A 21912-nucleotide genomic window follows, 5' to 3' on the forward strand; every position below is an offset into this window, starting at 1 on the left:
CGAAATAGTCTCTACGTTTAGGCCGAAATTATACTGGATTTCCACAGGAATTTACGAAGAGCCGCATTTTTAAATATGGCTTTTTGGTGACCGCGCTTGCGTTGGCAACGCATGCAAACAGTTCGGACCTGAAAGTATTCCCTGCCTCTGGAACCTATCTTGATAAAAATCAATTTGATTTGACCTTTATTGCGCAAACACCTGGCGCTCGTATTCAACACTTGGAGCTCGTATTGAATGGTATTCCCGCTCCTGCACTGGCCGAGCGTTGTTCGTCGGCCAGCAGAACTGAAAAAGGGTTTTCCTACATTCAGTGCAAGAACCTTAGTGGCGCAGCGCTTGGCTCGGGGCCAGTCCAACTGGAGGCGGTATCACACATGGATGACGGCGAAGCCTTGCGCGCCGCAGTACAGTACGAAATCCTATCAACTGCCCCGTCCTACAGTTATACGTTCGAGCTGGCCACCAATAGCCCCAAAACGGTAGAGCTAACGAGCGGCTATGAATACGCCGTCACCGCTTCTGGCCAAGCCACCCTGTGGGCAGAGAACCCTGACTTTCCCGTTTCCTCTCCCTCGGGAAATGGAACTACATGCAATACCTACAACTGTCTCGTACCCGGCGCACCCACCGGCGCCTTGGTCGTCAAGGTCGGCGATAGCAGTTGGAGTCTGCTCGGAAGCCACGGCACCCTGAACCTTCCCTACCCGGAAGAAGTTAGCTTTTCGGTAAATGATCGGCGACTGGAAGACAACATCGGCGCTTACCGAGTCAACATTACTCGAATTCGCCAGTAGCTTTACTGACGCTTACTCGGCGCTCTACCATATTTCAGTCAACGAGGAGTGACATGCCTCAACCCTTGAGGCCCGTCGCTCCCAACATGCTTTCCAAATGGTTTAAGTAGGCTAAAAAAGCCTCCCGCCCCAACGCCGTCAGTGCGACTTCGGTGACCGGCTTTCGCCCTTCAAATCTCTTACTGATAGTGATGTACTCTTTGCCCTCTAGCTTCCTCAAGTGGGTACTCAGGTTGCCGTCGGTGGCCTTGATCTGGTCGCGAATAAAGGTGAATTCCGCCTTTTCCACCCCCGCCAGTACCGCCATCACAGCCAGCCGGATGCGCGAGTGAATCAAGTCATCCAACTGGGTATGATCAAAATCCGACACCGTCACACTCCCGCTGCCACTTGCTGGCGTTGTTTCATCCTTATCAGTACGGTGCCGGGCACCACATACAATACCAACAGCATGAGACTCATCAACAGCAGCACATACATGCCCGGCCACACAAACATCACTAACGATCCAAGCCACCAGCCGAAAGCCAGGTTACGTAGCCAGGGGTAACCGGCGAGCACGCCGGTCAAAAACACACCCGTTCCAATTAACGAGGAAAAAAGCGCCGGCATATGCTGCCCGGGAATCGCTCCCGTGCCCAGACCCGCAAAAAACAGTATCAATTGCGTTACCCCCACTGCCAGCCACACCATACCGATCAACCGGCCGGCGGGTGCCTGAACCGGCTCACGCATATCCTGCCGAACCAGATAGAAGTTCCCCACACTGCCCAGCACAAAACACGCCGTCCAGGTGATAAAAGGCGTCTGAGTCCAGCCTTGGGTGATCTGCAACCAAGTCACCAGCAACGCGGCGCCCACGGCAATGCCCCAGACAATAAAGTAGCCACCGCTAAGACAGGCGGCACGGCGGGTATCGAGCATTAGCTCACGGATATAGGCGAGGTCGGTTTTAGCGTCATTTTTCATGGTCAAGCGTCCTATGCAGTCGGTTTACGTTTGCTTTGTAAAACAAAGTACTTTTCATTCTATTCGGAGTCAAGTGTTTTTTATTGCTTTACGTAGCGAGTTGCAGGCCACCTACAACTCCGGGTCGCTTTCAAGCTCGGCCGCAAGATGTTGCATTACCAAGCGTATGCGCTCGACGCTTCGAAGGTCTGGGTGCGTCAGCAGCCACAGGTTAGACGTCTTCCTGGGTTGAAAAGGAAGTACGGACTCAATCCCCGCTCTTGCCTGATCGCTGGGGAGGCGACTGCGGGCATCGCGATCCTTCTAGGCATTCACACGCGGTGGTTCGCGTTGGCGATGATCCCGGTGCTACTGGGGGCAACATGGGCGTACACCGGCAACGGCTGGCTTTTCACCAATGAGGGGGGAGGTTGGGAATACCCACTGCTTCTGTCAGTACTTGCCGGGGTACAATCACTGCTCGGGGACGGCCGCTATTCAGTTCTTAACCTCAGGCCCTCCGTGGGCGCCATGAGGCCCTCTGCCTGAGTAACCGCCGGAACCTCTTGAGTCATCGACGGGGCGTTTTAATGACATAATCCGCTTCTAGAGCGCCCTCTGTCCCGCGCAAGGGCTCAAAGATGGCGAAAACGCATCCATTCAGTTCTTACACGGCACTCTACAAGCCACCAACCCCCAGATAGAACTGAATTTCCGCCACAAACTCATTGCCTTCCGGAAGCCGCTCAAAACCGATGGTATGCTCAACATTATCCGAGGACCGGGCCGCCTGCAGGGGCAGCCCATACTCGAAGGATTCATCCAGCGTCAGGTCCCGCTGGTTCATTGTCATATTGACGATGTCCTCAAGCGGCGATTTTAGCTGATAGTCCTGGTCCACACTCGTAATAACACTATGGATGACGCCCAGCCCTTTCTCGAAGCTGGAATCGTTGACTTCGGTTAAACGATAAACCACCGTCAAGTTATACATCGTGCAGTATTTCTGCTCGATGTATACCGAATCTCCGCTTTCGAGCCTCAACTCTCGCTTTACAAGGTGTTCACCGCTGTCCTTGTCACGCTCTCTGCTTTCACTGATCACCTGGCCAGAAACGGGCAGCTCCAGGCCGGGGGTGACTTGGTCAGAATAAGAGCAATCGACACCGCTGTCTTCATGCGCCCAAGCCGCACTCGAGAGCATAAGGATGCACGCAGAAAAGGCAGTCTTCAGCATATCACCGATTTACTGGTAGCTTTTAATTATCTGCCAGTCTCCCTCTGCGTCAACTGACAGAACGAAAAGCCGCAGATGCTGATAGCTTCCTCCATCCACGGAATCCCGCGAAGAAATTAGAACATCCTCCACACCGTCGCCGTCAAAATCCCCACGACCGACCGGCTCCAATCGCTGCACCCCTCCCGTCGTATAAAAATCTACAACGTGTGGAGAAATAGCGTCTAGCTTACGAATTTTATTGATATCCCCCCAATACTGAACCGTTGGATCGTTGCGGTTCTTGTCGGATTCCGTTTCCGACGTTTCGAGCGCCAGCTCCGGCGGGAGCTGGTCCGGACTCGAGGCGTTGAGAATAGACTCTGGAATATAGGAGGTACGAGGGTTATCTGCGCTACTCAGCAATTTCGTCGCCCGACACATGATAGCCAGCTCCACAAAGGCATTCATCTCATGCTCACGTAAAGTACGGGTTTCTGGCGTAACTTCTTGAAAGTACTCTTCGCAACTTGAAACGGTCCCCTCTTCTTCGCCGCGGGTATTGATTATGTCAACGGGAGCATACCACTCTTTGCTTAACAGCCCGGATAGTTCCCCTCTCCGTTCAACATTCACGTCTTCAGCCAATAGCTCCGGCATTTTAAAGCCGGAGTACCAGGAGACGGTGTACGCTCTTTTCTCTGTAGCTTTACCCCCCGAACAGCCCCCCAATAAAGATATAAAAAGTGCTATAAACACCACCGGAACAATGCCTTTGCCTTTAACAGAAAACATAGAAATGATCCTATTACTTTGAGTTACCCGCACCAACGGCTTTCTTAGAATCATCCACGCACGCTTCCAGTAGGTCCTTAACGTATTTGTTGCGCGCATCAGATATGGGGGATTTTCGATTTGAGCTGTCTGCGGCTTTCTGCCAGTCCTTCGCTTTTACTGCGGCATTGAAGTTCGGCCAGTTGTTATTGAGCTCGGTCATTCCAAGATTAAATATCAAATCAAACAAGGCCAGGCGAGCCTTGCTAGGGAAGCCGTCAAAATCGCTGTATTTTCTTTTCAGCTCGCCTTCAAAACCATGCTCATCGACGCTCTCAAGCATAAAAAGTCTCTATCGAATAGGCGCGGCCAGTATATCCAACCAAACCAATATTCAGAAGAGAATCAGGCGACAACTACCCCGACATAGAGCAATTGCTCACAGGCTACAGGGCCACGAAAGATCGCCGAGGTACTCCTGAGAACCCCGAACGAACACCTCAGCACCCGAAAGCCTCGTCGTATGGACCCAACCGGCGGCAACCGCATTGGCTTTAGTGGAAAAATCGTGCAAAATCGGGGCATCCAACAATAAGTAGCGGCAGCTGCACGGTATGTAAGCGCTAACAAACGACAATAGGGAGTTCCGAATGCAACCTTACCCTAAAGAGCTGTTAAGGAAACTCTGATTAATCGCTACACAACTTGATGTGTACTCAAAAAATCAGAGCTTCCCTAAACAGGCGCGGCCAGTATATTCAACCAAACCAATATTCAGAAAATAACCCTGACGTCTAGCGCAATCGGATAACGGCTTAGACACTATGGAGCGCAAGAATAATGCAAAAGTTAATGCTAGCGAGCTTCGCTATCCTTACCGCTGCCGCGCTGGGCGGTTGCGTGACCCCTGGGGGCCCACAGGCCCGAAACCCCATTATCTGGGCGGATGTGCCGGATGTATCGGTCATACGGGTGGAAAATACCTATTACATGAGTAGCACCACCATGCACATGAGCCCGGGTTTGCCGATTATGAAATCGGACGATCTGGTCAACTGGGAGCTCGCCAGTTACGCCTACGACACACTGGTGGACAACGAAGCCATGAACTTGCAGCGGGGGCAGAATGCCTACGGCAAAGGTTCCTGGGCAAGCAGCTTGCGGTACCATGAGGGGCGGTTCTATGTATCCACTTTTTCCGATACGTCTGGTAAGACCCATATTTTCAGCACCGAGGATGTGACCAAGAGCAACTGGCGGGAACAATCGTTTGAACCCGTGCTGCACGATCACACTCTGTTCTTTGAAGAGGGCCGCGTTTATATGGTCTACGGCAGCGGCGATATTCGCCTGGTGGAGCTGGAAGACGACCTGAGCGGCATTAAAGAAGGCGGCATCAATAAGGTAATCATTCCTGATGCCGGCGCCGTGGCGGGCGATGACATTATGCTGCCCGCGGAAGGCTCCCAGCTTTATAAGGTCAACGGCTATTATTACCTCTTTAATATCACTTGGCCGCAGGATGACATGCGCACCGTGGTGATTCACAGAGCGGAGAAATTGACCGGCCCCTACGAGGGACGGGTGGCCTTGCAAGATGAGGGAATCGCCCAGGGCGGGTTGGTGCAAACCCCTTCAGGTGATTGGTACGCCATGCTCTTTGGCGACAGGGGCGCGGTGGGCCGAATTCCCTACCTGGTGCCGGTTCATTGGCAGGATGGCTGGCCTGTTCTGGGTGAGAATGGCACCGTGCCCGATCGGTTGAATGTACCGGTGGAAAACAGCAACGTGTCGGGACTCGTCCAGTCCGACGATTTCAGTACACCGACGCTGCCCCTCGCCTGGCAATGGAACCACAACCCGCACCAAGAAGGCTGGTCCCTGACCGACCGCCCCGGTCATCTACGCCTGACCAACCATCGCCTCGTGGATAGTGTCCTACAAACCCGCAATACCCTCACCCAACGAACCTTTGGCCCCAAGAGTCATGTGCACACCAAGCTGGATGTGAGCGGCCTGCGCGATGGTGATGTAGCAGGCCTTCTTTTGCTACAAAAACACTATGGGTATGTCGGCGTGAAACAGGAAAATGGCCAGCGCTCCGTCGTGATGGTCAGCGCGGAAAAGGAAGGAGACGCCTCCCGGGAGCTGGCGAGTCATTCAGTGGAGCAGAGCATTCTCTATTTGAAAGCGGAAGCCGACTTTCGAAAGCAAAAAGATCGGGCCCAATTTTTCTACAGCCTCGACGGCGAGCAATGGACTCCCATTGGCGAACCGCTCAAAATGAGCTACACCCTTCCGCACTTTATGGGTTACCGATTTGGCTTGTTTAACTTTGCGACCGAAACCCAGGGCGGAACGGTGGATTTCGACTATTTTAGAATAGCCCCTCCGCAGCCAATCGTCGAAGGACCACGGCTGAAGCAATAGAGTGCTTCGGTGGCGAGTTAGCGCGAAGCGGCGCCCCTGAAACGAACCCTATGCCTTCAAAGAGGTGGACCATGCATATTGCCATTCTGACCTGCAACGTTTCCCTCCCCGGCTGCGGCTCGCTCAAGGAGAAGCGCCAGCGCATGGGCGGGCTGCACGAGCGGCTGGGTAGAAACCCCTCGATTGCGGTCTGCGAAAGCGGGGAGCGCGACCGTCACGAGGCGAGCGAGTGGTCGTTTGTGGTGACGGGTTTGTCGCGAAGGGATGTGGAGTCGCTGTGTAGCGATATCGAAAACAGGCTCGAACGCTCCGTGGATGGGCGCGTCTTGGAGGTTAACAGAGAGTTTCTGTGAGGGCTGGAATGGCAGGCTACCTCTAGCGGGGATGGCGCGCCAGTCCGTGCCCCACGACCAACCCGGATACCGGATTGGTCGTGTAGGTTTTTAGTCCTGGCGCTGGGTCACTTCCAACAGGTGGTAGCCAAACTGGGTTTTAACCGGGCCCTGGACTTCGTTGACCGGTGCGCTGAAAACGACTTTGTCGAACTCGGGCACCATTTGGCCTGGGCCGAAGGTACCCAGGTCACCGCCACTGCGGCCCGAGGGGCACTTGGAGTGGTCCTGCGCCAGCTTGGCGAAATCTTCGCCCGCTTCAATTTTGGCTTTCAGCTCATTACAGGTGTTTTCGTTGTCGACCAGGATATGGCGTGCAGCTGCTTGAGGCATAGTCGTGGCTCTCGTTCGTGAGTTCATGGGTGTCAAATGAAGCGCATACAATAATCGGTATCACATTTCAGATCCAGTCGGAGCGGGCACTTGACGCTCTAGGACGATTGTCCTATATTTACCAGCGAACTTCCGAAGCCCAAGCGCCCTTGTAGAATCGGGCGACACACAAGACGCAATCTCATGGCTCGCTCCACCAAACGTGATGACATTGTCGAAGCCGCCGACCGCCTGTTCTACCGGCAGGGCTACGAGCACACCTCTTTTGCGGATATTGCCCGAGAGGTTCAGATATCCCGCGGCAATTTTTACTACCACTTTAAAACCAAGGACGAGATTCTCGATGCGGTAATTCAGGCGCGCTTGGGGCATACCCGCCAGATGTTGTCGTTGTGGGAGGCGGAGGGCGACCGGCCCGAGGACCGTATTCGCAGCTTTATCCATATTTTGATCGTCAATCAAGCCAAGATCCTGCGCTACGGCTGCCCCGTGGGGACCTTGTGCTCAGAGCTGGCCAAGCTCGGCCACCCATCCCAAGCCGATGCCAACCAGCTGTTTACCCTGTTTCGAGCCTGGCTTCGACAGCAGTTTGTCCAGCTTGGAAGAACACAAGATGCCGACGATTTGGCCATGCACCTGCTGGCCCGCAGCCAAGGGGTAGCTACCCTGGCCAACGCCTTTCACGATCAGCCATTTGTCGAACAGGAAGTGAAAACCATGTGCGACTGGCTAGCCCACTACACCGAAGCGGCGGCTTCATAAACCAACCCCCACACCGGAACCACCAAAGGAGGGATATTCGATGTTTGTTGTACTACTGAAATTTTCCAGCAACAAGTCTCAAGCGAGTGAGTTCATGCAGGGCCACAACAGTTGGCTCCAACGTGGCTTCGATGACGGCGTTTTTATTTTGGCCGGAAGCTTGCAGCCCAAGCAGGGAGGGACGGTACTCGCACACAATATTTCCAGAGAGGCGCTTGAGGAGCGGTTGGGCCAGGACCCCTTTGTGAAAGAAGACGTGGTCGCCCCAGAGATACTGGAGATCACTCCATCCAAGGTGAGCCAGGAACTGGCTTTTTTGATGCCCTGACCGCATTTTTACAAGGAGACAAACAGTGACTAAAACCATTCCCGGCCCCGACGGCAAGCCACGCTGCCTATGGTGCGAAGAGCTGCCCCAGATGATTGAATACCACGACGCCGAATGGGGCTTTCCCATAGACGATGATCGGCGCCTGTTCGAAAAGTTGTGCCTGGAGAGCTTTCAGTGCGGCCTTAGCTGGCGCACGATTTTGGCCAAGCGGGAGAACTTTCGGGCCGCCTTTCACGGGTTTGATTTTAACAAGGTCGCTCGATTTACCGAGCGCGATGTCAGCCGCCTACTTAAGGATGCCGGCATTGTTCGGCACCGGGGGAAGATTGAAGCGGTGATCAATAACGCCAAGCGGGCTCGGGAACTAATTGCCGAGGAGGGGTCGCTTGCGGCCTACATTTGGCGCTTTGAGCCCACGGCGCCGGCCGATGTGGATCCACAAACCGTCAGCACGTCGCCCGAGTCGGTGGCTTTGTCAAAGGACTTGAAAAAACGGGGCTGGAAGTTTGTCGGGCCCACCACTGTCTATGCCTTTATGCAGTCCATGGGGTTGGTGAATGATCACGCCCACGAGTGCTGTATGAGAGTGGATATTGATAAGGCGCGCCAGCGGTTTAAACGCCCGGCCGCCTGAGATAAGGGCGAAGGCGATGTATTGCGCCCCTTTTGACGGTTCAGCTCCCCTCGGTGGCCGCACGGTGGGCGGGCGCGGACCCATGCCCCAAAGCCTGGGGAGGCCCTTCTTTCATGTGACGTCAAAATCATTTTAAAGCGCTTGACCTGCGTCAAGGCGGCGGCGAGCTCTCGCAGACTAAACTTCACCATCAGGACACAGCGCTCAAGATCAGGGCGCTCGTGACGATACCCTTTAGTAAGGTCGGCTCCGACTCGACACTCCCGTTGTTTTTATTGTCATCCATGGTGGTTCTTCAGCATGCGCACCCAGTTTGCCTTCGCCTTGAATGCGCTAATGCGCACCCTGGGCTTCAAATCCATCAATGCCCAGTTCTCGGTGTCCTTTTTCCTCATTATCGCCCTGGCACTGTCCGCCTCGGCGGTATCGTACCTGTCATTAAGCGCCACGGCCGAGACGGTGGATGTGGCCGGTCGCCAACGCATGTTGATCCAGCGCCTCGCAAAGGAGGCGATGCTCACTGAGCAAGGGGCATTGGATGCCTCCAAGCTAAACGCCACCATCGAGCTCTTTGAGCAATCCCACCAGAGCTTACTCAGCGGCAATGACAGTGAAGGCATTCAGCCGCCGGAGACCCCAGAGATCCGTGAAGCTTTAGGGGCGGTTTCTAACGAGTGGAACCGGTACAAAACGCTGGTTTTCGACTATATCAACTCGGGCAATGGCGCCCTGCTGGAGGAACTCAATCAACAGAGTGAACAATCGTTTCAGGCGATGAACCGAACGGTGGGTCAAATGGCTGAGGCTGCCAACGCCAACGTCAAGCAGCAACAGAGCGTTGTCCTTGGGCTCAGCCTGGCTATCACCGCCATTGCCCTCATTAGCCATTTCTTCGGCTTGAGCTGGCTCATGCAACAAATCGGCTTGCTGAGAGAACGCCTGAACCTAATGTCCGATGGCGACTTCTCCACCCCCATTGAAGTGGAGAGCAGCGACAACGAAGTGGGCCAGATGTTCTCGGCGTATAACGCGGTGATTCAGCAGGTGGGTGACCTGACGCGAGGCATTCAGCAACTGTCGGGCACCATCGTCACACAGATGGGGACGCTGGAGCAGGCCGCGGCGAACACCGAGCAAAGCAGTCACACCCAAAGCCGCGAGCTCGAGCAGGCCGCCTCGGCCATGAACGAGATGTCGGCCAGCGTGGGGGAGGTCGCCAGCCATGCTTCCGATGCCGCCACCCAAGCTGATGAGGCGAACCGAGAGATCGGCCTAACCCATACCGTGGTGCGCGATGCGCATCGCACCTTTGATGAGCTCAATACCACCATGGCTGACACGGTGAGTATCATGCAGGAGCTAGATCGCAACAGCCAGGAAATTGACAAGGTTTTGACCGTCATTACCGGCATCGCGGAGCAAACCAACCTGCTTGCGCTCAATGCCGCCATTGAAGCGGCACGCGCCGGGGAACAGGGGCGCGGTTTTGCCGTGGTGGCCGACGAGGTGCGGACGCTGGCCCAACGAACTCAGCAGTCCACAGCGGATATTCAGGAGATTATCGAGCGCTTGCAGACACAATCCAGACGCGCGGTGACTTCGATGGCATCGAGCACCGAAAAGGCCCAGAGCAGCTCCGAACAGATCAGTGAAGCCAATCGGGCCCTGGAAAACGTCCTCTCGGCCATCGACCGTATCCAGGAGATGAGCACCTTGATCGCCACGGCCGCTCAGCAACAGTCCCAGGTGTCTCAGGAGATTGATCAGAACATTACCAATATCTCCCGAGGCGCTGGCGAGAGCACGCGCACCAGCGCGGAGCTGCGAGACTCGGCCCGCCACCTACAAACAGACACACAGGAGCTGGGGACCCAACTGGCCGCGTTGAAGGTGTGAGTAACCCGCCGTTTCGCGGTGCGCGCCGAGCTGGCATAATGAGAGCCCACGAGCACAACCCAAACGGTAACGATTATGCCTTCCCTACAGGACCAACTGCAGAAAGCCGGCCTGGTGGACGACAAAAAGGCCAAACAGGTCAAGAAAGAGCAGCGCAAGCAAAAGAAACAGGCGCGCCACACCGGTGAAGACCCCCATGCGGAGATTCGCCAGTCGGCCCAGGCCGCCCGGGCGGACAAAGCCGAGCGGGACCGGGCGCTGAACCGCGAGCGCCAGGCGGCGGCGGACAAGAAAGCCATTGAAGCGCAGATTCGCCAGCTGATCGACACCCACCGGCAGACCAAGCGAGGCAGTGGCGAAGGGGAAGTGGAGTACAACTTTACCGATGGCACCAAAATCAAAAAGTTGCTGGTCAGCCCCCAGGTCCAACGCCAAATCATTCGCGGGCAGTTGGTCGTGGTACGCGCCGGCGAGAACTACGAACTGATTCCCAAAGTAGTCTCCGACAAGATTGCCGAGCGCGATCCGGGCTATATTGTGGTGGCCAATCAGAAACCCGACGACAGCGTGGACGAGGATGACCCCTACAAGGACTACGTGATCCCCGACGATTTGATGTGGTGAGCCCAAGGCTGATGCCAATAAGGGGCGGGTAGAGAAGGGAAAACGGCACCGTCCCTGGCGCCTGGGGCAAACACCCCCATCCGTTATGGTTGTGCGATTTTATTCTTCGAATTCCAGGTTAACCTGGTAGACAGCGGTGGTGCCGCTGACTTCGTTGCCCACTATCAACAGGGGCTCGCCGTTGGGTGAGTCCTCGGCGGCAATAAATGTGGAACCTTCGGGCCCCAAGTCGCCCGCCGCCTCCAGATTCTCTGCCGGGTTGTCCACCCAGTTGTCGCGGGAGTTGTAGTAATCAACAAACTGGGCGCTGTTCGGGTCGGTCACGTCGTACACCATAATGCCGCCCATTCGCTCCAGGCTAACAAACGCGAAAACGTTCCCTCCGATATGGCCGATGCTCACGCCTTCCGGCTCGGGGCCCTTGGCATCGCTGCGGCTATCGAAATCGTCGCCATCGTCATGGCCGGAGTTGAAGTAGTCCGCGCAGGGAATGTTGCGCCTTGAACCGGCCCTGCACGCTTCGCTGGCAAGGTACTGTTCGACGCTATCCCTCGCTTCCCACACCAACTCACCCTCGGCATTCCAGATGGCGAAGTCACGGGTTCCGAAGGTATAAAGCCGGTCGTACATGAGGCGGTCGCCTTCCGGGTCTTCCTCACCCTGAGCGTTAAACATCACCGGCTCGCCGGACTCGCCCACACGGTAACCGTGGGTCCAAGTTACATTCAGACGCCCAAGGTTCTCATCCTCGCGGCAATCGCCCGCATCCCCAGCGGTGGCGCCGCAGTAGCCAAAGGCCTCTGGGTTGAGCAGCGCGCCGCTGGCCATGGCCGCCAGATGGGCGGGCATGTCCTCACCCACACGACGGGCGAAGCCGTCCGGATGCACCAGATGTTTAACCCGGATTTCCTCAACAAAGCCTTGAGAGGTGTCGCCGTCCCAGTAGGCCTGGGTGTCTTCACCCCAGGCACGGGCATCGCCTTCATTGGCAGTCACGATATAAGTTTGGCCACCGGCGCTATAGCTGGCAATCGCATCGGGATGGTACGTGCCCCAAAGGCCTGGCCAGGTAGTGATGTTGATTTCATCGTCCTTATCACTGACATCCAGGCCACGACCGCCGCCATACATTTGATCTTCCCGCCCGTGGTTTCGATACCCCAGCGGGAACACATCGGTGACGGTGGCGGCGGCCACGTCGATACGAGCCAGGGCGTTATTCTCCTGCAACGAGACGAACGCCAGGCTACTGTCCTCGGATACGGTGATGTACTCAGGCTCCAGATCCTGAGCGACGGAGGCGTTGGGCCCGAATAGGCGAACACCGCTGGCCCTAAGCGCCTCTTTGCGCTCATTGAAGGACTGGAAGTCGGCGGTGCGAATGCGAATGTTTTCCAGGTCGACGAGGGTCAGAATGCTAACGGAACCTTCCGGATCAACGCGGTAGTCATCGCTGGGCTCGCCTTCGTTGGCTGCCAGTAGGTACTGGCCATCCGGGGTGAAGGTCACCATGTCCGGTTGGGCACCCACTTCTACGTAGGTGATACGCTCCAGGCTCTCGGCATCGTGAAGGGCCACATAACCGTTACCGGTTTTGACCGGGGCCTCTACCGCCACCGCCACCAAACTCCCATGGACGGCAACGCTGTTCACCACTGAGCCTTCCTCAATACCGGTGGTTTCAATGGTACCGACTTTCGTGGGTCGAGTGGGGTCACTCAAATCGAGCACGTCCACCGCGCCCGCCCGGGCGTTGACCACAAAGGCGCGCTGGGTTCCGGCATCAAAGGCGGTCACTTCGGCCGCCGACTCATCAAACTGACCGGTGGCATAGCGGCCAATGAGACTCAGCGAGAGGCTGGAAGGCGTCGCATCTTGGTCATCCTCCACCCTATCGGTTTCCTCGTTATCGGAATCATCATCCGCCGGTTGCTCGCGCCCCGGGCGATCCCCCACCTCGTTTTCGTCTTCGTCACTGCCACAGGCGACGAGCAAGGCCGCCAGGCACAGTGCCACTAACAGTCTTAGCCAGCTCGGCATCATTATGCTTCCTCTCGGTTTCGCGTATCGAAATCAACGTTTGGGCACCGAGGCTAGAGCCCTGTTGTGACAGGGCCGTGTAGCTTCTGTGACGGTTTGACGACAAAACCTATCGAGCTTCATTGATAGCGATGGCGAACCGTGACGCCCAGAGCCAGCAATGGCTGCAAGGGGCAACCGCAGCGGCGCTGGTGGCTTCTGGTGGTGGGACTACAACCGCGCGCTTCGGTGGAAGCAGCCTGGAGGGCATCGCGCCGGTCACGAACGGCACACTCCTTGTGATAGCCCTGGCCTGTTTAGCCAAACGCCAGCCGGTGCCCAAAAGCCTCTGTGTACCGCTTCTTTGCGGCAGGTTCGGTTGTGAGAGGGGGCCGCCCTTTGGTATAAGGGACCACACCTTTTGGGGAACCTGCTCCCGACGGTGGAGTCTCACCGGAGCTGAACGGACCCTATTTCACTGATTGAGAGGATACCTCCATGAAGAAACTGTCTCTGCTCGCCCTGAGCGCCTGTTTTGCCGCTAGCGCCTGTACCTGGGTTAACGTCTCGGAAAAAGCCGAAGATGTGGTGGTGGGCACCATGGGCAACGTGCGCGGCTGCGAAAAACTGAGTGACACCAATGTCAGCGTCGCCGATAGCCTGGGGCCAATCGCCCGCAGCGAAGAGAAAGTGGCTAAGGAGCTGGTAGCCATGGGTAAGAACGAAGCGGTCGAGCTGGGCGGCGACACCATTGTGCCCAAGACTGAGCCCAAAGACGGTCGCCAGACTTTTTCCATTTACGACTGCCAGTAACCCTCGCCCCGCCGTCGTCCGCCCTCTTGGGCGGGCGGCTGAACAAGCTTTCCCCGTTAGCACCTAACCCCGCCCCGGTCCGCCATTGCACCGTGAAACGTTCACGCCGGCCGGCCTGCTATACTCGCTGATAGCACGGCTCAAAGGGAATCCCCTGGCGCCTGACTTATTATTGTCATGTCTTTGTCATAAGGTGGGCAGCGGTTTTTATGACGCAACAGGGTTACATGGTGTCCAACGCATTTTTCAACCGCGAGCTCAGCCTACTCGAGTTTCATAAGCGAGTGCTTTACCAGGCTTACGACCACTCCTTGCCGCTAATGGAGCGACTGCGCTTTGCCTGCATCTTCGCCACCAACCTGGACGAATTTTTCGAGGTGCGGGTGGGCGGATTGGTGGAGATGCTGGAGCTGAATACCTCCACTCCCGCCGGCCCCGATGGGCTGACCCAGGAACAGACGTTGGCCGAGGTATGCGAACGTGCTCACTCTCTGGTGTATGAGCAGTACTACATCCTCAATGAGCAGCTTCTGCCGATGCTGCGCGAGAACCACATTCGGGTACTGCGTCGGGAGGAGTGGAACGAGCTCCAAATCAGCTACCTGAAACAGGTGTTTGAAACCGACATTTTGCCGGTGCTCAGCCCGATTGGGTTGGACCCGGCGCACCCGTTTCCCCGAATTTTAAACAAAAGCCTAAACTTTATCGTCAAGTTGGCAGGCAAAGATGCTTTTGGCCGGAACTCCGGCCGGGCCATTGTGCAAGTGCCCCGCTCGCTCAACCACATGATTGAGTTGCCCTCCGAGGTGGGCGGTGAAGGCCGGACTTTTGTTTTTATTTCGTCCATTATTCACTACTTCATGGCCGAGCTGTTTATCGGCATGACGGTCATCGACAGCTATCAGTTCCGTCTAACCCGCAATTCGGACATCTTTCTGGATGAAGAGGAAACTGAGGATTTGTTGCGCGCCGTGCAGGGCGAGCTGGTCTACCGCCAGTACGGGGACGAGGTACGCCTGGAGGTAGCCGATACTTGCCCCAAGGAGCTTGAAGACTTTCTGGTCCAGCGCTGTGAGATTACCGAACGGGATGTTTACCGCATCAGCGGGCCGGTCAATATGAACCGCTTGTCGGACTTGTTCGACCTGATTAAAGACAGTCGCTATTATTTTGTCCCCTTCGTGCAGGCCATGCCCAAGCTGCCCAAGCGAGCCAACAGCTACTTTTCAGCGCTAAAAAAGCAAGACATTCTGCTCCACCACCCTTTCGATTCGTTTCATGCGGTGGTGGATTTCCTGCGCGAGGCGGCCGCGGACCCCAATGTGTTGGCCATCAAGCAGACGCTGTACCGCACCGGCACCAACTCGCCGGTAGTGGACGCATTGGTGGCCGCCGCCAAGGCCGGCAAGGAAGTGACGGCCATTGTGGAGCTGCGCGCACGCTTCGACGAAGAGCAAAACGTGGCCTTGGCCGAGCGCCTACAACGCTACGGTATTCACGTCATCTATGGCGTGGTGGGTTTCAAAACCCACGCGAAAATGCTGCTGGTGGCACGCCGCGAAGAGAGTAAGCTGCGCTATTACGTACACCTGGGCACCGGCAATTACCACCCTAAAACGAGCATGCTCTATACCGATTACGGTCTGATGACCTGCGACCGGGACATGGGGGCCGATGTCTATCGGGTTTTCCTCCAACTGAGCAGTTTGGGAAAAGCATCGAAAATGGAATGCTTGCTCTACGCGCCCTTTACACTGCACAAGGGCATGGTGCGGCGCATTCGCACCGAGAGAGAAAATGCCGAGAACGGAAAGCCCGCGCGCATTATCGCCAAGATGAACTCATTATATGAGGAAGAGCTCACCAATGAGCTCTACGCGGCCGCCCAGGCCGGGGTAAAAGTCGAGTTAATCGTGCGCGGCATCTGCCAGCTACGCCCCGGCATTGAAGGGCTTTCCGATAACATTCACGTTCGCTCCATTGTCGGGCGCCTACTCGAGCACAGCCGGGTTTTCTATTTTGAGAATAGCGGCAACCCGGAGCTGTACTGCTCCAGCGCGGACTGGATGATTCGCAATATGTTCCACCGGGTGGAGACCTGCTTTCCAATCAAGCACAAGAAAATTCGCGACCGGATTATTGAGGACCTGGAACTGTACTTGGCGGACAATACCCACGCCTGGATTTTGCAGCCCAATGGTAGCTATGAGCACTTGCAACCGAAAGACGGCGAAGAGCCGATTGATTCACAGGCGATTCTGTTGGAGCGGTGGGCGGCCCGGCAGTTGACGCCGGTGTAGAGTCGGCCGCAGAGGTTGCGGATGCGCAGGCTTATCCGCCCTACATGGAACCTCTCAGTAACCCGTAGGGCGGATAAGCTTGCGCATCCGCCATTGCAGGGACTTCACGCGGCAGCCAGCGTTAACTCGTACCCAATTTCTTTAAGATAACCCGCCTCCCCTTCCAAGTCCGCCTGGGTCAGCGGATTGGCTTCCAACCAATTGCCGGGAATGGTCAAACTCAGACGTTTGTCCTCCGCCTTGAACGTCATGGGCGGCAGTTCGGTTTTTTTCTGCGCCCGGTTAAAAATCACCGCCAGGCGCAGCAAGATCGCCAGGTGCACCAGCTCGGTGTTATCCATCGGAAATTTTTTCGCGGGAAAACGCTTTCGGTGCGCCAAGGCCAGCGCCGCCAGCTGGGACTGCTCGGCCTTGGAGCAGCCTGCCAGATCGACGTTCTCGATAATATAGGCGCTGTGCTTGTGGTAGTCGGAGTGGGAGATATCCAGCCCGACGGGATACAGCCGCGCGGCCCATCCCAGCAGCTTGGACGCCTCCTCCGGCTCCAGCTTCCAACCATCGGCCACCTGCTCCACCAGTGACCGGGCCGTGGCTTCGACCGCCGCCGCCTTGGCCAGGTTGACGTGGAACCGCTTGGCCAGCGCATCGACGCTTTGCTGGCGAATATCCCGGTTCTCGAGCCGGCCCTTGAGGTCGTACAGAAGCCCTTCACGCAGTGCCCATTCGGCCGCCTGCATGGTCTTGAAGCGGAGACTCTCAAAGAGCGTCGCCAGAATAATCACCCCGCCGAGAAACACCGGCTCCCGATCACTGGACAACCCCTTAAGGTTAAGATCCAGCTTGCCATGGTCCCGATAGGCTTTAATAATTTTCTCCAGCCCTTCGGCCGTAACCCCGCCGTCGGACCAACCATTTTGGCCACAGACCTTGGCGGCGGCCTTGACCGTGCCCGAAGCCCCCAGCACTTCTCCCCAGCCCCGCTCGGTGAACTCATCCACTACCGGCGTCACCTCCTGCTGGCAGGCTACTCGTGCTTTTTTGATCAGTTTGTCGGTGACTTTGCCGTCCAGAAAGAACCGCTTGGTCAAGGCCACGCAGCCCATGCTCAGGCTTTCCTTAAGCTCCGGCGACATACCCTGGCCCAGAATGATTTCAGTACTGCCCCCGCCGATATCCACCACTACTCGACGGCCCTCTCCCGGCGCAATGCAGTGAGCCACCCCGAGGTACACCAAGCGGGCCTCTTCTTCACCGGAGATGATTTCTACCGGATGGCCTAACCGGCTTTGGGCTTCACTTAAAAAGTCCCGGGAGTCGCGGATGCTACGCAGGGTTTTGGTGCCCACTATCCGCACGCGGCGCGAGGGGTAGTCCCGCAGCCGCTCGCCGAAGCGTTCCAGACAGGCCAGCGCCCGATCGCGCACATCCTCATCGAGCCGTCCGTCTTCCGTCAGCCCCCACCCCAACCGCACCGGCTCCCGGAGTTTATCCAGCAGCGTGACTTGGTCATCTTCCCAACGGGCGATGATCATATGAAAGCTGTTGGAGCCCAGATCAATCGCCGCGATATGACTCGCGCGGGCGCCAAACAGGCGGGATAGATTAAACATTCAGTGTCCCTAGGCCGATTGCTCCAACTCTTCACTCAAGGTGAGCCAGGCTTCCTCGTACTCGTCCAGCTCCCCCTGAGTCTCGCCCTGAGATTTTAGCAGCTCCTGCAGACGCTGCTTATTGGATTCTTCATAAATCTGCGGGTCTGACAACTCGGTTTCAAGCGATGCCAGCGAGGCGCTGAGCTGCTCCATGCGGCGTTCAAGTTTTTTGAGTTTATCGGTCAGCGGCTTGAGTTTCGCCCGACGCGCGGCGGCTTCCTGGCGTTGGGCCTTTTTGTCCTGAGCCGGTGCGGGCGCGGCGGCGGCTTCGGCGGCATTGTCTTCTTGCCGACGTTGCAACAACCAGCGGTAATAGTCGTCCAGGTCCCCTTCGAACGGCTGAACCTGGCCGTCCGCCACCAAGAGAAATTCATCCACGGTACTGCGTAACAGGTGTCGGTCGTGCGAGACCACCAGCACCGCGCCTTCAAAATCCTGCAACGCCAGGGTCAAGGCCTGGCGCATTTCCAGGTCCAGGTGGTTGGTGGGCTCATCCAGCAGCAGTACGTTGGGCTTTTGCCACACTATCAGCGCCAGCGCCAAGCGCGCCTTCTCTCCACCGGAAAAATGGGTGATGGGCTCGAAGGCCATATCCCCCCGGAAGTCGAACCCACCGAGAAAGTTTCGCACTTCCTGCTCCCGCGTTTCCGGGGACAGGCGCAGTATGTGTTGCGCGGCGGAAGCCTTCAGGTCCAGGGCGTCGAGCTGATGCTGGGCGAAATAACCGAGCTTAAAGTTGTCCCCGGTGTGACACTCGCCACGCTGGAGCGGCAGCTCTCCCGCCAGGGTTTTGATCAGGCTGGACTTGCCCGCACCGTTGGGGCCGAGCAGCCCGATGCGGGTTTCAGGCAGAATACCGAGATTCACATTGGCCAGCACCGGCGTTTCCCCATAGCCGATATCGGCGTCATTGAGGTTAATCAGGGGCCGGGACATTTTCCCCGAGGGCAGAAAGCGAAAGTCGAAGGGCGAGTCGACGTGAGCCGGGGCAATGGTTTCCATTCGCTCAATAGCCTTAAGGCGGCTTTGGGCCTGGCGGGCTTTGTTGGCCTGGGCGCGAAAACGCCGCACGTAGGCCTCCATGTGAGCAATCTGTTCCTGCTGCTTTTTATACGCGGCCTCCTGCTGGGCCAGATTTTCGGCCCGCTGGCGCTCGTAGGCCGAATAGTTGCCCACGTATAGGTTGAGCTTCGCCCCCTCAAGTGCGACGATCCGATCCACGACATTATCGAGAAAGTCCCGATCGTGGGAGATGATGATTAAGGTTCCCGGGTAGCGCAGCAACCACTGCTCCAGCCATAACGTGGCGTCCAGGTCCAAGTGGTTGGTGGGTTCGTCCAGAAGCAGCAGGTCCGAAGGGCACATCAGGGCCTGAGCCAAGTTCAGGCGAATGCGCCAGCCCCCCGAGAACGCGGACACCGGCCGCTGTTCATCCCCGGGCGCAAACCCCAGGCCGCTCAGCAGTTGCTGAGCTCGCGCCGGGGCCGAGTAAGCCTGAATATTCTCCATCTCGGCATAGAGTCGAGCGAGCCGCTCGCCCTCATGCTGCGCCTCCTCGATGGCGGCTTCCAGGCGCCGCAGCTCGGTATCGCCATCGAGCACGTAGTCCAGCGCACTACGATCGAGGGTTTCCACCTCCTGAGCCATGTGCGCCACCCGCCATTGCCGGGGCATGTCCCACTGGCCGCCGTCGGCCTGTAAGCCACCGAGCAACAGTTGGAAAAGGCTGGATTTACCGCTGCCATTGGGACCGATCAGCCCCGCTTTCTGGCCGGGAAACAGAGTGAGGTCCGCGTGTTCCAGCAGGAACTGGCGGCCGCGCTGAAGAGAAACTTGCTGAAATTGAATCATGGCCAGTATTCTATCAGGTCTGATTGGGGAGGGGCGCCCCTCCCCGCAAACCAACGACGCTCTCGAAGGACCGCGGCCATGAACCCCGCCCCACTGAATACCCCTTTATGGGACTTCTCCCTCGGTTTGTACCGGCAGCCCGGGGTTGAAGCACTGTGCCTGTCGCTGCAGGACGACTGGGGCGCGGATGTTAACCTCCTGCTCTGGCTCTGCTGGCTAGAACAGGAAGGCCTGGTTCTCAATGAAACCCGGTTGCACCTCGCCGACGCTTCCATCGCTCCGTGGCGCCGCGACGTCATCGTGCCCCTTCGGCGAGTGCGTCAGCACATTAAACGTGAATACGGCACTCAGGACTCCACCGTGGAAGCCAGCCGCCAGGCCATCAAGAGCGCGGAACTGAAGGCGGAGCAAGCCGTACAGGAGCGCCTGGAGAAGCTCGCCCTCACTTGGCTGGACAATGACCAGCGCGCCCCGGTAGAGCCGGGGGCCAACCTGAGCGTTTACGCCCGCCTACTGGCCTTGCCCCACGCCAAGGAGCAAGAGGCGCGCCGGCTGCTCCTTCCGGGCCGCTGAAAACCGGCCTTCTACAGCACCTTGGCGATGCGCAGGTGGTAGCGGGCACCTTCCGAGCGGTTTTCTGCACCGGACTCGAAGTAACTATTAAAGTTGATGGTAAACTTCCCATTGTAGTAACCCAACCCTGGGCCGATCGCAAAAACCTGTTCCTTGGAGCCCGCAATATCCCGCCCGTTCAACTTGTGTTCACTCAGTTGCTTTAGCGCGTATCCAGCGACCCCAAGACGAAAGTGCTCACTTATCTTATAGGAAGTGGAGAGGTTCATGTGAAAGGCTTGACCCGCCTGGGTGCTTTCAGCCTCCTGCAACAGGCTGGGGGATTCATTTTCGTCATTCCACAAATAATGAATGCGGGTACTGACGGCCCAATCCTCAGACAGCTCAAGAGTCGCCGCGTAGTATGGATTGAAGCTGGCGGCATTGCTGCCAATGTTCACGCTCCGATCGGCGCTATAGGTGCCTGTCGGGAGGTTAAAAAACAGGTTGAGCCTGTGCTTATACGGTCGACCGAATAGGCGCGAATCCGTCCACTGAATCATAAAGGGGCTGATGCCAATATCTCCAAGTCCGCTTCCACGACCGCCGAAAGCCTCAACTCTCGCCAGAGGAATCAATGCCTCGTAGCCATAATACCCACCCAATACTTTCCGGTCGGTTAAACGTGCGATTAGCGTCGTCGTCGAAATGCTCTCAACCTCCCCATCGAGGGGGAGCGCATGCCCCTCTTGGTCGGCGAAGGTATCGGCAAAGTAATAAGAAGGCGTTTCCTGAATAAGAATACCGGGGCCACCCACCCCATCCAGAAAACTTGTGGCCCCAAGATTGACTTGGGGCAAAGAAACCTGAGCCGCCACCGTGGGAGCGCTAACGATGCCGATGCCCGCCAGCAGCCTAAAAATCAGTTTGTACATAAAGTCACCTCGTTCTAAGAATTATTCAGTTTGGATACTCTCTTGCGCTTCGGGTGCAACCACGGCCCCAGCAGTTTTTCCAGCCAAGGCATGACCGGGTACGTCATTAGTAAACATATGACCACCACGGACAGAAAAACCCCAAACAGGTAGGGCAACTGCACCAAAATAGGCGCCAAAATAAAGTTGGTAAAAAGAACCAGTGGGTAAACCGCCAATATGCCCAGAACAACCAGCTTGTAGTACGCCGGTGGCTTTACCTCGTCCATCAAGGGGGCGGACTCTGGCTCCAATTCATAAGAGATGTGGAAACCCGTTCTGGTAATGACCAAGTCCCTGGCTCGGGCGATAAGTTTTCGGCAGGCGGATGATTCAAGCCATTTTCTTAAGTTCTCAAATGTGTCAAATTTCATCAAGACAATGTATTCCTCATTATGACTATCCCGAGGCCTGACAATATCAATTCCGGAGAAGCCCGAGAAAACCTTTGCCTCCTGGCTAACGCTACGGGTCCACGCCTCATAACGGACCACTTCATCAGGCCCAACCAGCGCTGCGGTAACAGCGGTCGCAAACTGCCTAGGCAAGCTACTATCATTCGTTGCCTGCGGCTCTGAACTCTGATCCGAGAAACACATATCTTTCATGGTGTA

General features: G+C 56.7%; 23 protein-coding genes. 12 read left to right on the top strand and 11 right to left on the bottom strand.

Annotation, left to right across the window (positions count from 1 at the left end; all coding sequences use genetic code 11):
- Nucleotides 1-377 precede the first annotated feature (377 nt).
- On the top strand, nt 378-797 hold the full coding sequence (locus AAE514_RS02960) for a hypothetical protein (protein ID WP_347330017.1): 420 nt from the start codon (nt 378-380) through the stop codon (nt 795-797).
- A gap of 58 nt (nt 798-855) precedes the next feature.
- Here AAE514_RS02960 and AAE514_RS02965 read toward each other — a convergent pair whose 3' ends face one another.
- Nucleotides 856-1167: a winged helix-turn-helix domain-containing protein gene (locus AAE514_RS02965; protein WP_347330018.1), complete on the bottom strand. Its 312-nt coding sequence runs from the start codon at nt 1165-1167 to the stop codon at nt 856-858.
- A gap of 2 nt (nt 1168-1169) precedes the next feature.
- Nucleotides 1170-1766 carry a hypothetical protein gene (locus AAE514_RS02970; protein WP_347330019.1) on the bottom strand — a complete coding sequence of 199 codons (597 nt, stop codon included), beginning with the start codon at nt 1764-1766 and terminating at the stop codon, nt 1170-1172.
- A gap of 147 nt (nt 1767-1913) precedes the next feature.
- Between AAE514_RS02970 and AAE514_RS18550 the strand changes: the two genes are divergently transcribed.
- Nucleotides 1914-2294, top strand: coding sequence for a DoxX family protein (locus AAE514_RS18550; RefSeq protein ID WP_430623873.1), 381 nt, complete (start codon nt 1914-1916; stop codon nt 2292-2294).
- A gap of 130 nt (nt 2295-2424) precedes the next feature.
- On the opposite strand, the gene AAE514_RS02975 is transcribed toward AAE514_RS18550, so the two are convergent.
- Genes AAE514_RS02975 through AAE514_RS02985 form a run of 3 tightly spaced genes read right to left on the bottom strand, consistent with a single transcriptional unit; the run spans nt 2425 to nt 4078 of the window.
- Nucleotides 2425-2949, bottom strand: a complete 525-nt coding sequence (locus AAE514_RS02975) for a hypothetical protein (protein WP_347330020.1) — start codon at nt 2947-2949, stop codon at nt 2425-2427.
- 42 nt (nt 2950-2991) lie between these two features.
- On the bottom strand, nt 2992-3756 hold the full coding sequence (locus AAE514_RS02980) for a hypothetical protein (RefSeq protein ID WP_347330021.1): 765 nt from the start codon (nt 3754-3756) through the stop codon (nt 2992-2994).
- Between the two features lie 13 nt (nt 3757-3769).
- Entirely contained in the window at nt 3770-4078 is a 309-nt protein-coding gene (locus AAE514_RS02985) for a hypothetical protein (protein ID WP_347330022.1), read from the bottom strand.
- Nucleotides 4079-4575: 497 nt separating this feature from the next.
- On the opposite strand from AAE514_RS02985, the gene AAE514_RS02990 reads away from it, so the two are divergent.
- Both AAE514_RS02990 and AAE514_RS02995 read left to right on the top strand, forming a co-directional pair.
- A complete protein-coding gene (locus tag AAE514_RS02990) occupies nt 4576-6165 on the top strand; it encodes a glycoside hydrolase family 43 protein (RefSeq protein ID WP_347330023.1) in 1590 nt (529 codons plus the stop codon).
- Nucleotides 6166-6236: 71 nt separating this feature from the next.
- Nucleotides 6237-6518 carry a DUF503 domain-containing protein gene (locus tag AAE514_RS02995; RefSeq protein WP_347330024.1) on the top strand — a complete coding sequence of 94 codons (282 nt, stop codon included), beginning with the start codon at nt 6237-6239 and terminating at the stop codon, nt 6516-6518.
- A gap of 90 nt (nt 6519-6608) precedes the next feature.
- On the opposite strand, the gene AAE514_RS03000 is transcribed toward AAE514_RS02995, so the two are convergent.
- Nucleotides 6609-6890: a peptidylprolyl isomerase gene (locus AAE514_RS03000; RefSeq protein ID WP_027328242.1), complete on the bottom strand. Its 282-nt coding sequence runs from the start codon at nt 6888-6890 to the stop codon at nt 6609-6611.
- Between the two features lie 183 nt (nt 6891-7073).
- On the opposite strand from AAE514_RS03000, the gene AAE514_RS03005 reads away from it, so the two are divergent.
- From AAE514_RS03005 to AAE514_RS03025, 5 genes are all read left to right on the top strand, one after another.
- On the top strand, nt 7074-7652 hold the full coding sequence (locus AAE514_RS03005; protein ID WP_347330025.1) for a TetR/AcrR family transcriptional regulator: 579 nt from the start codon (nt 7074-7076) through the stop codon (nt 7650-7652).
- Between the two features lie 40 nt (nt 7653-7692).
- The gene (locus AAE514_RS03010; RefSeq protein WP_347330026.1) at nt 7693-7980 is read left to right on the top strand and encodes a YciI family protein; all 288 of its coding nucleotides are present in this window, start codon (nt 7693-7695) and stop codon (nt 7978-7980) included.
- Nucleotides 7981-8005: 25 nt separating this feature from the next.
- Nucleotides 8006-8617 carry a DNA-3-methyladenine glycosylase I gene (locus AAE514_RS03015; protein ID WP_347330027.1) on the top strand — a complete coding sequence of 204 codons (612 nt, stop codon included), beginning with the start codon at nt 8006-8008 and terminating at the stop codon, nt 8615-8617.
- 300 nt (nt 8618-8917) lie between these two features.
- On the top strand, nt 8918-10513 hold the full coding sequence (locus AAE514_RS03020) for a methyl-accepting chemotaxis protein (protein WP_347330028.1): 1596 nt from the start codon (nt 8918-8920) through the stop codon (nt 10511-10513).
- 75 nt (nt 10514-10588) lie between these two features.
- On the top strand, nt 10589-11137 hold the full coding sequence (locus AAE514_RS03025; protein WP_347330029.1) for a DUF2058 domain-containing protein: 549 nt from the start codon (nt 10589-10591) through the stop codon (nt 11135-11137).
- Between the two features lie 99 nt (nt 11138-11236).
- On the opposite strand, the gene AAE514_RS03030 is transcribed toward AAE514_RS03025, so the two are convergent.
- Nucleotides 11237-13180 (bottom strand): choice-of-anchor I family protein, encoded by a 1944-nt coding sequence (locus AAE514_RS03030; RefSeq protein ID WP_347330030.1) that lies wholly within the window; start codon nt 13178-13180, stop codon nt 11237-11239.
- Nucleotides 13181-13654: 474 nt separating this feature from the next.
- On the opposite strand from AAE514_RS03030, the gene AAE514_RS03035 reads away from it, so the two are divergent.
- Nucleotides 13655-13969 (top strand): DUF4156 domain-containing protein, encoded by a 315-nt coding sequence (locus AAE514_RS03035; protein WP_347330031.1) that lies wholly within the window; start codon nt 13655-13657, stop codon nt 13967-13969.
- Nucleotides 13970-14178: 209 nt separating this feature from the next.
- Complete coding sequence (gene ppk1 / locus AAE514_RS03040; RefSeq protein ID WP_347330032.1) at nt 14179-16269, top strand: polyphosphate kinase 1; 2091 nt, start codon at nt 14179-14181, stop codon at nt 16267-16269.
- A 104-nt stretch (nt 16270-16373) separates the two neighbouring features.
- Here ppk1 and AAE514_RS03045 read toward each other — a convergent pair whose 3' ends face one another.
- Nucleotides 16374-17879 (bottom strand): Ppx/GppA phosphatase family protein, encoded by a 1506-nt coding sequence (locus AAE514_RS03045; RefSeq protein ID WP_347330033.1) that lies wholly within the window; start codon nt 17877-17879, stop codon nt 16374-16376.
- A gap of 9 nt (nt 17880-17888) precedes the next feature.
- Nucleotides 17889-19772 carry an ATP-binding cassette domain-containing protein gene (locus AAE514_RS03050; RefSeq protein WP_347330034.1) on the bottom strand — a complete coding sequence of 628 codons (1884 nt, stop codon included), beginning with the start codon at nt 19770-19772 and terminating at the stop codon, nt 17889-17891.
- 78 nt (nt 19773-19850) lie between these two features.
- On the opposite strand from AAE514_RS03050, the gene AAE514_RS03055 reads away from it, so the two are divergent.
- The gene (locus tag AAE514_RS03055; protein ID WP_347330035.1) at nt 19851-20345 is read left to right on the top strand and encodes a TIGR02444 family protein; all 495 of its coding nucleotides are present in this window, start codon (nt 19851-19853) and stop codon (nt 20343-20345) included.
- A gap of 11 nt (nt 20346-20356) precedes the next feature.
- Here AAE514_RS03055 and AAE514_RS03060 read toward each other — a convergent pair whose 3' ends face one another.
- Entirely contained in the window at nt 20357-21259 is a 903-nt protein-coding gene (locus AAE514_RS03060) for a SphA family protein (RefSeq protein ID WP_347330036.1), read from the bottom strand.
- A gap of 14 nt (nt 21260-21273) precedes the next feature.
- Nucleotides 21274-21906, bottom strand: coding sequence for a putative antibiotic biosynthesis monooxygenase (locus AAE514_RS03065; RefSeq protein ID WP_347330037.1), 633 nt, complete (start codon nt 21904-21906; stop codon nt 21274-21276).
- Nucleotides 21907-21912: the final 6 nt, after the last annotated feature.

The organism is Marinimicrobium locisalis (assembly GCF_039822625.1).
In the GTDB taxonomy this organism is placed as follows: domain Bacteria; phylum Pseudomonadota; class Gammaproteobacteria; order Pseudomonadales; family Cellvibrionaceae; genus Marinimicrobium; species Marinimicrobium locisalis.

Coding starts and splice junctions, on each gene's coding strand:
- AAE514_RS02980 (WP_347330021.1), bottom strand. CDS start 3,756: ATGTTTTCTGTTAAAGGCAAAGGCATTGTTCCGGTGGTGTTTATAGCA.
- AAE514_RS03065 (WP_347330037.1), bottom strand. CDS start 21,906: ATGAAAGATATGTGTTTCTCGGATCAGAGTTCAGAGCCGCAGGCAACG.
- AAE514_RS03030 (WP_347330030.1), bottom strand. CDS start 13,180: ATGATGCCGAGCTGGCTAAGACTGTTAGTGGCACTGTGCCTGGCGGCC.
- AAE514_RS03000 (WP_027328242.1), bottom strand. CDS start 6,890: ATGCCTCAAGCAGCTGCACGCCATATCCTGGTCGACAACGAAAACACC.
- AAE514_RS02960 (WP_347330017.1), top strand. CDS start 378: ATGGATGACGGCGAAGCCTTGCGCGCCGCAGTACAGTACGAAATCCTA.
- AAE514_RS03050 (WP_347330034.1), bottom strand. CDS start 19,772: ATGATTCAATTTCAGCAAGTTTCTCTTCAGCGCGGCCGCCAGTTCCTG.
- AAE514_RS03035 (WP_347330031.1), top strand. CDS start 13,655: ATGAAGAAACTGTCTCTGCTCGCCCTGAGCGCCTGTTTTGCCGCTAGC.
- AAE514_RS03010 (WP_347330026.1), top strand. CDS start 7,693: ATGTTTGTTGTACTACTGAAATTTTCCAGCAACAAGTCTCAAGCGAGT.
- AAE514_RS03025 (WP_347330029.1), top strand. CDS start 10,589: ATGCCTTCCCTACAGGACCAACTGCAGAAAGCCGGCCTGGTGGACGAC.
- AAE514_RS18550 (WP_430623873.1), top strand. CDS start 1,914: ATGTTGCATTACCAAGCGTATGCGCTCGACGCTTCGAAGGTCTGGGTG.
- AAE514_RS03005 (WP_347330025.1), top strand. CDS start 7,074: ATGGCTCGCTCCACCAAACGTGATGACATTGTCGAAGCCGCCGACCGC.
- AAE514_RS02995 (WP_347330024.1), top strand. CDS start 6,237: ATGCATATTGCCATTCTGACCTGCAACGTTTCCCTCCCCGGCTGCGGC.
- AAE514_RS03020 (WP_347330028.1), top strand. CDS start 8,918: ATGCGCACCCAGTTTGCCTTCGCCTTGAATGCGCTAATGCGCACCCTG.
- AAE514_RS02985 (WP_347330022.1), bottom strand. CDS start 4,078: ATGCTTGAGAGCGTCGATGAGCATGGTTTTGAAGGCGAGCTGAAAAGA.
- AAE514_RS02970 (WP_347330019.1), bottom strand. CDS start 1,766: ATGAAAAATGACGCTAAAACCGACCTCGCCTATATCCGTGAGCTAATG.
- AAE514_RS02975 (WP_347330020.1), bottom strand. CDS start 2,949: ATGCTCTCGAGTGCGGCTTGGGCGCATGAAGACAGCGGTGTCGATTGC.
- AAE514_RS03060 (WP_347330036.1), bottom strand. CDS start 21,259: ATGTACAAACTGATTTTTAGGCTGCTGGCGGGCATCGGCATCGTTAGC.
- AAE514_RS02990 (WP_347330023.1), top strand. CDS start 4,576: ATGCAAAAGTTAATGCTAGCGAGCTTCGCTATCCTTACCGCTGCCGCG.
- ppk1 (WP_347330032.1), top strand. CDS start 14,179: ATGACGCAACAGGGTTACATGGTGTCCAACGCATTTTTCAACCGCGAG.
- AAE514_RS03045 (WP_347330033.1), bottom strand. CDS start 17,879: ATGTTTAATCTATCCCGCCTGTTTGGCGCCCGCGCGAGTCATATCGCG.
- AAE514_RS03055 (WP_347330035.1), top strand. CDS start 19,851: ATGAACCCCGCCCCACTGAATACCCCTTTATGGGACTTCTCCCTCGGT.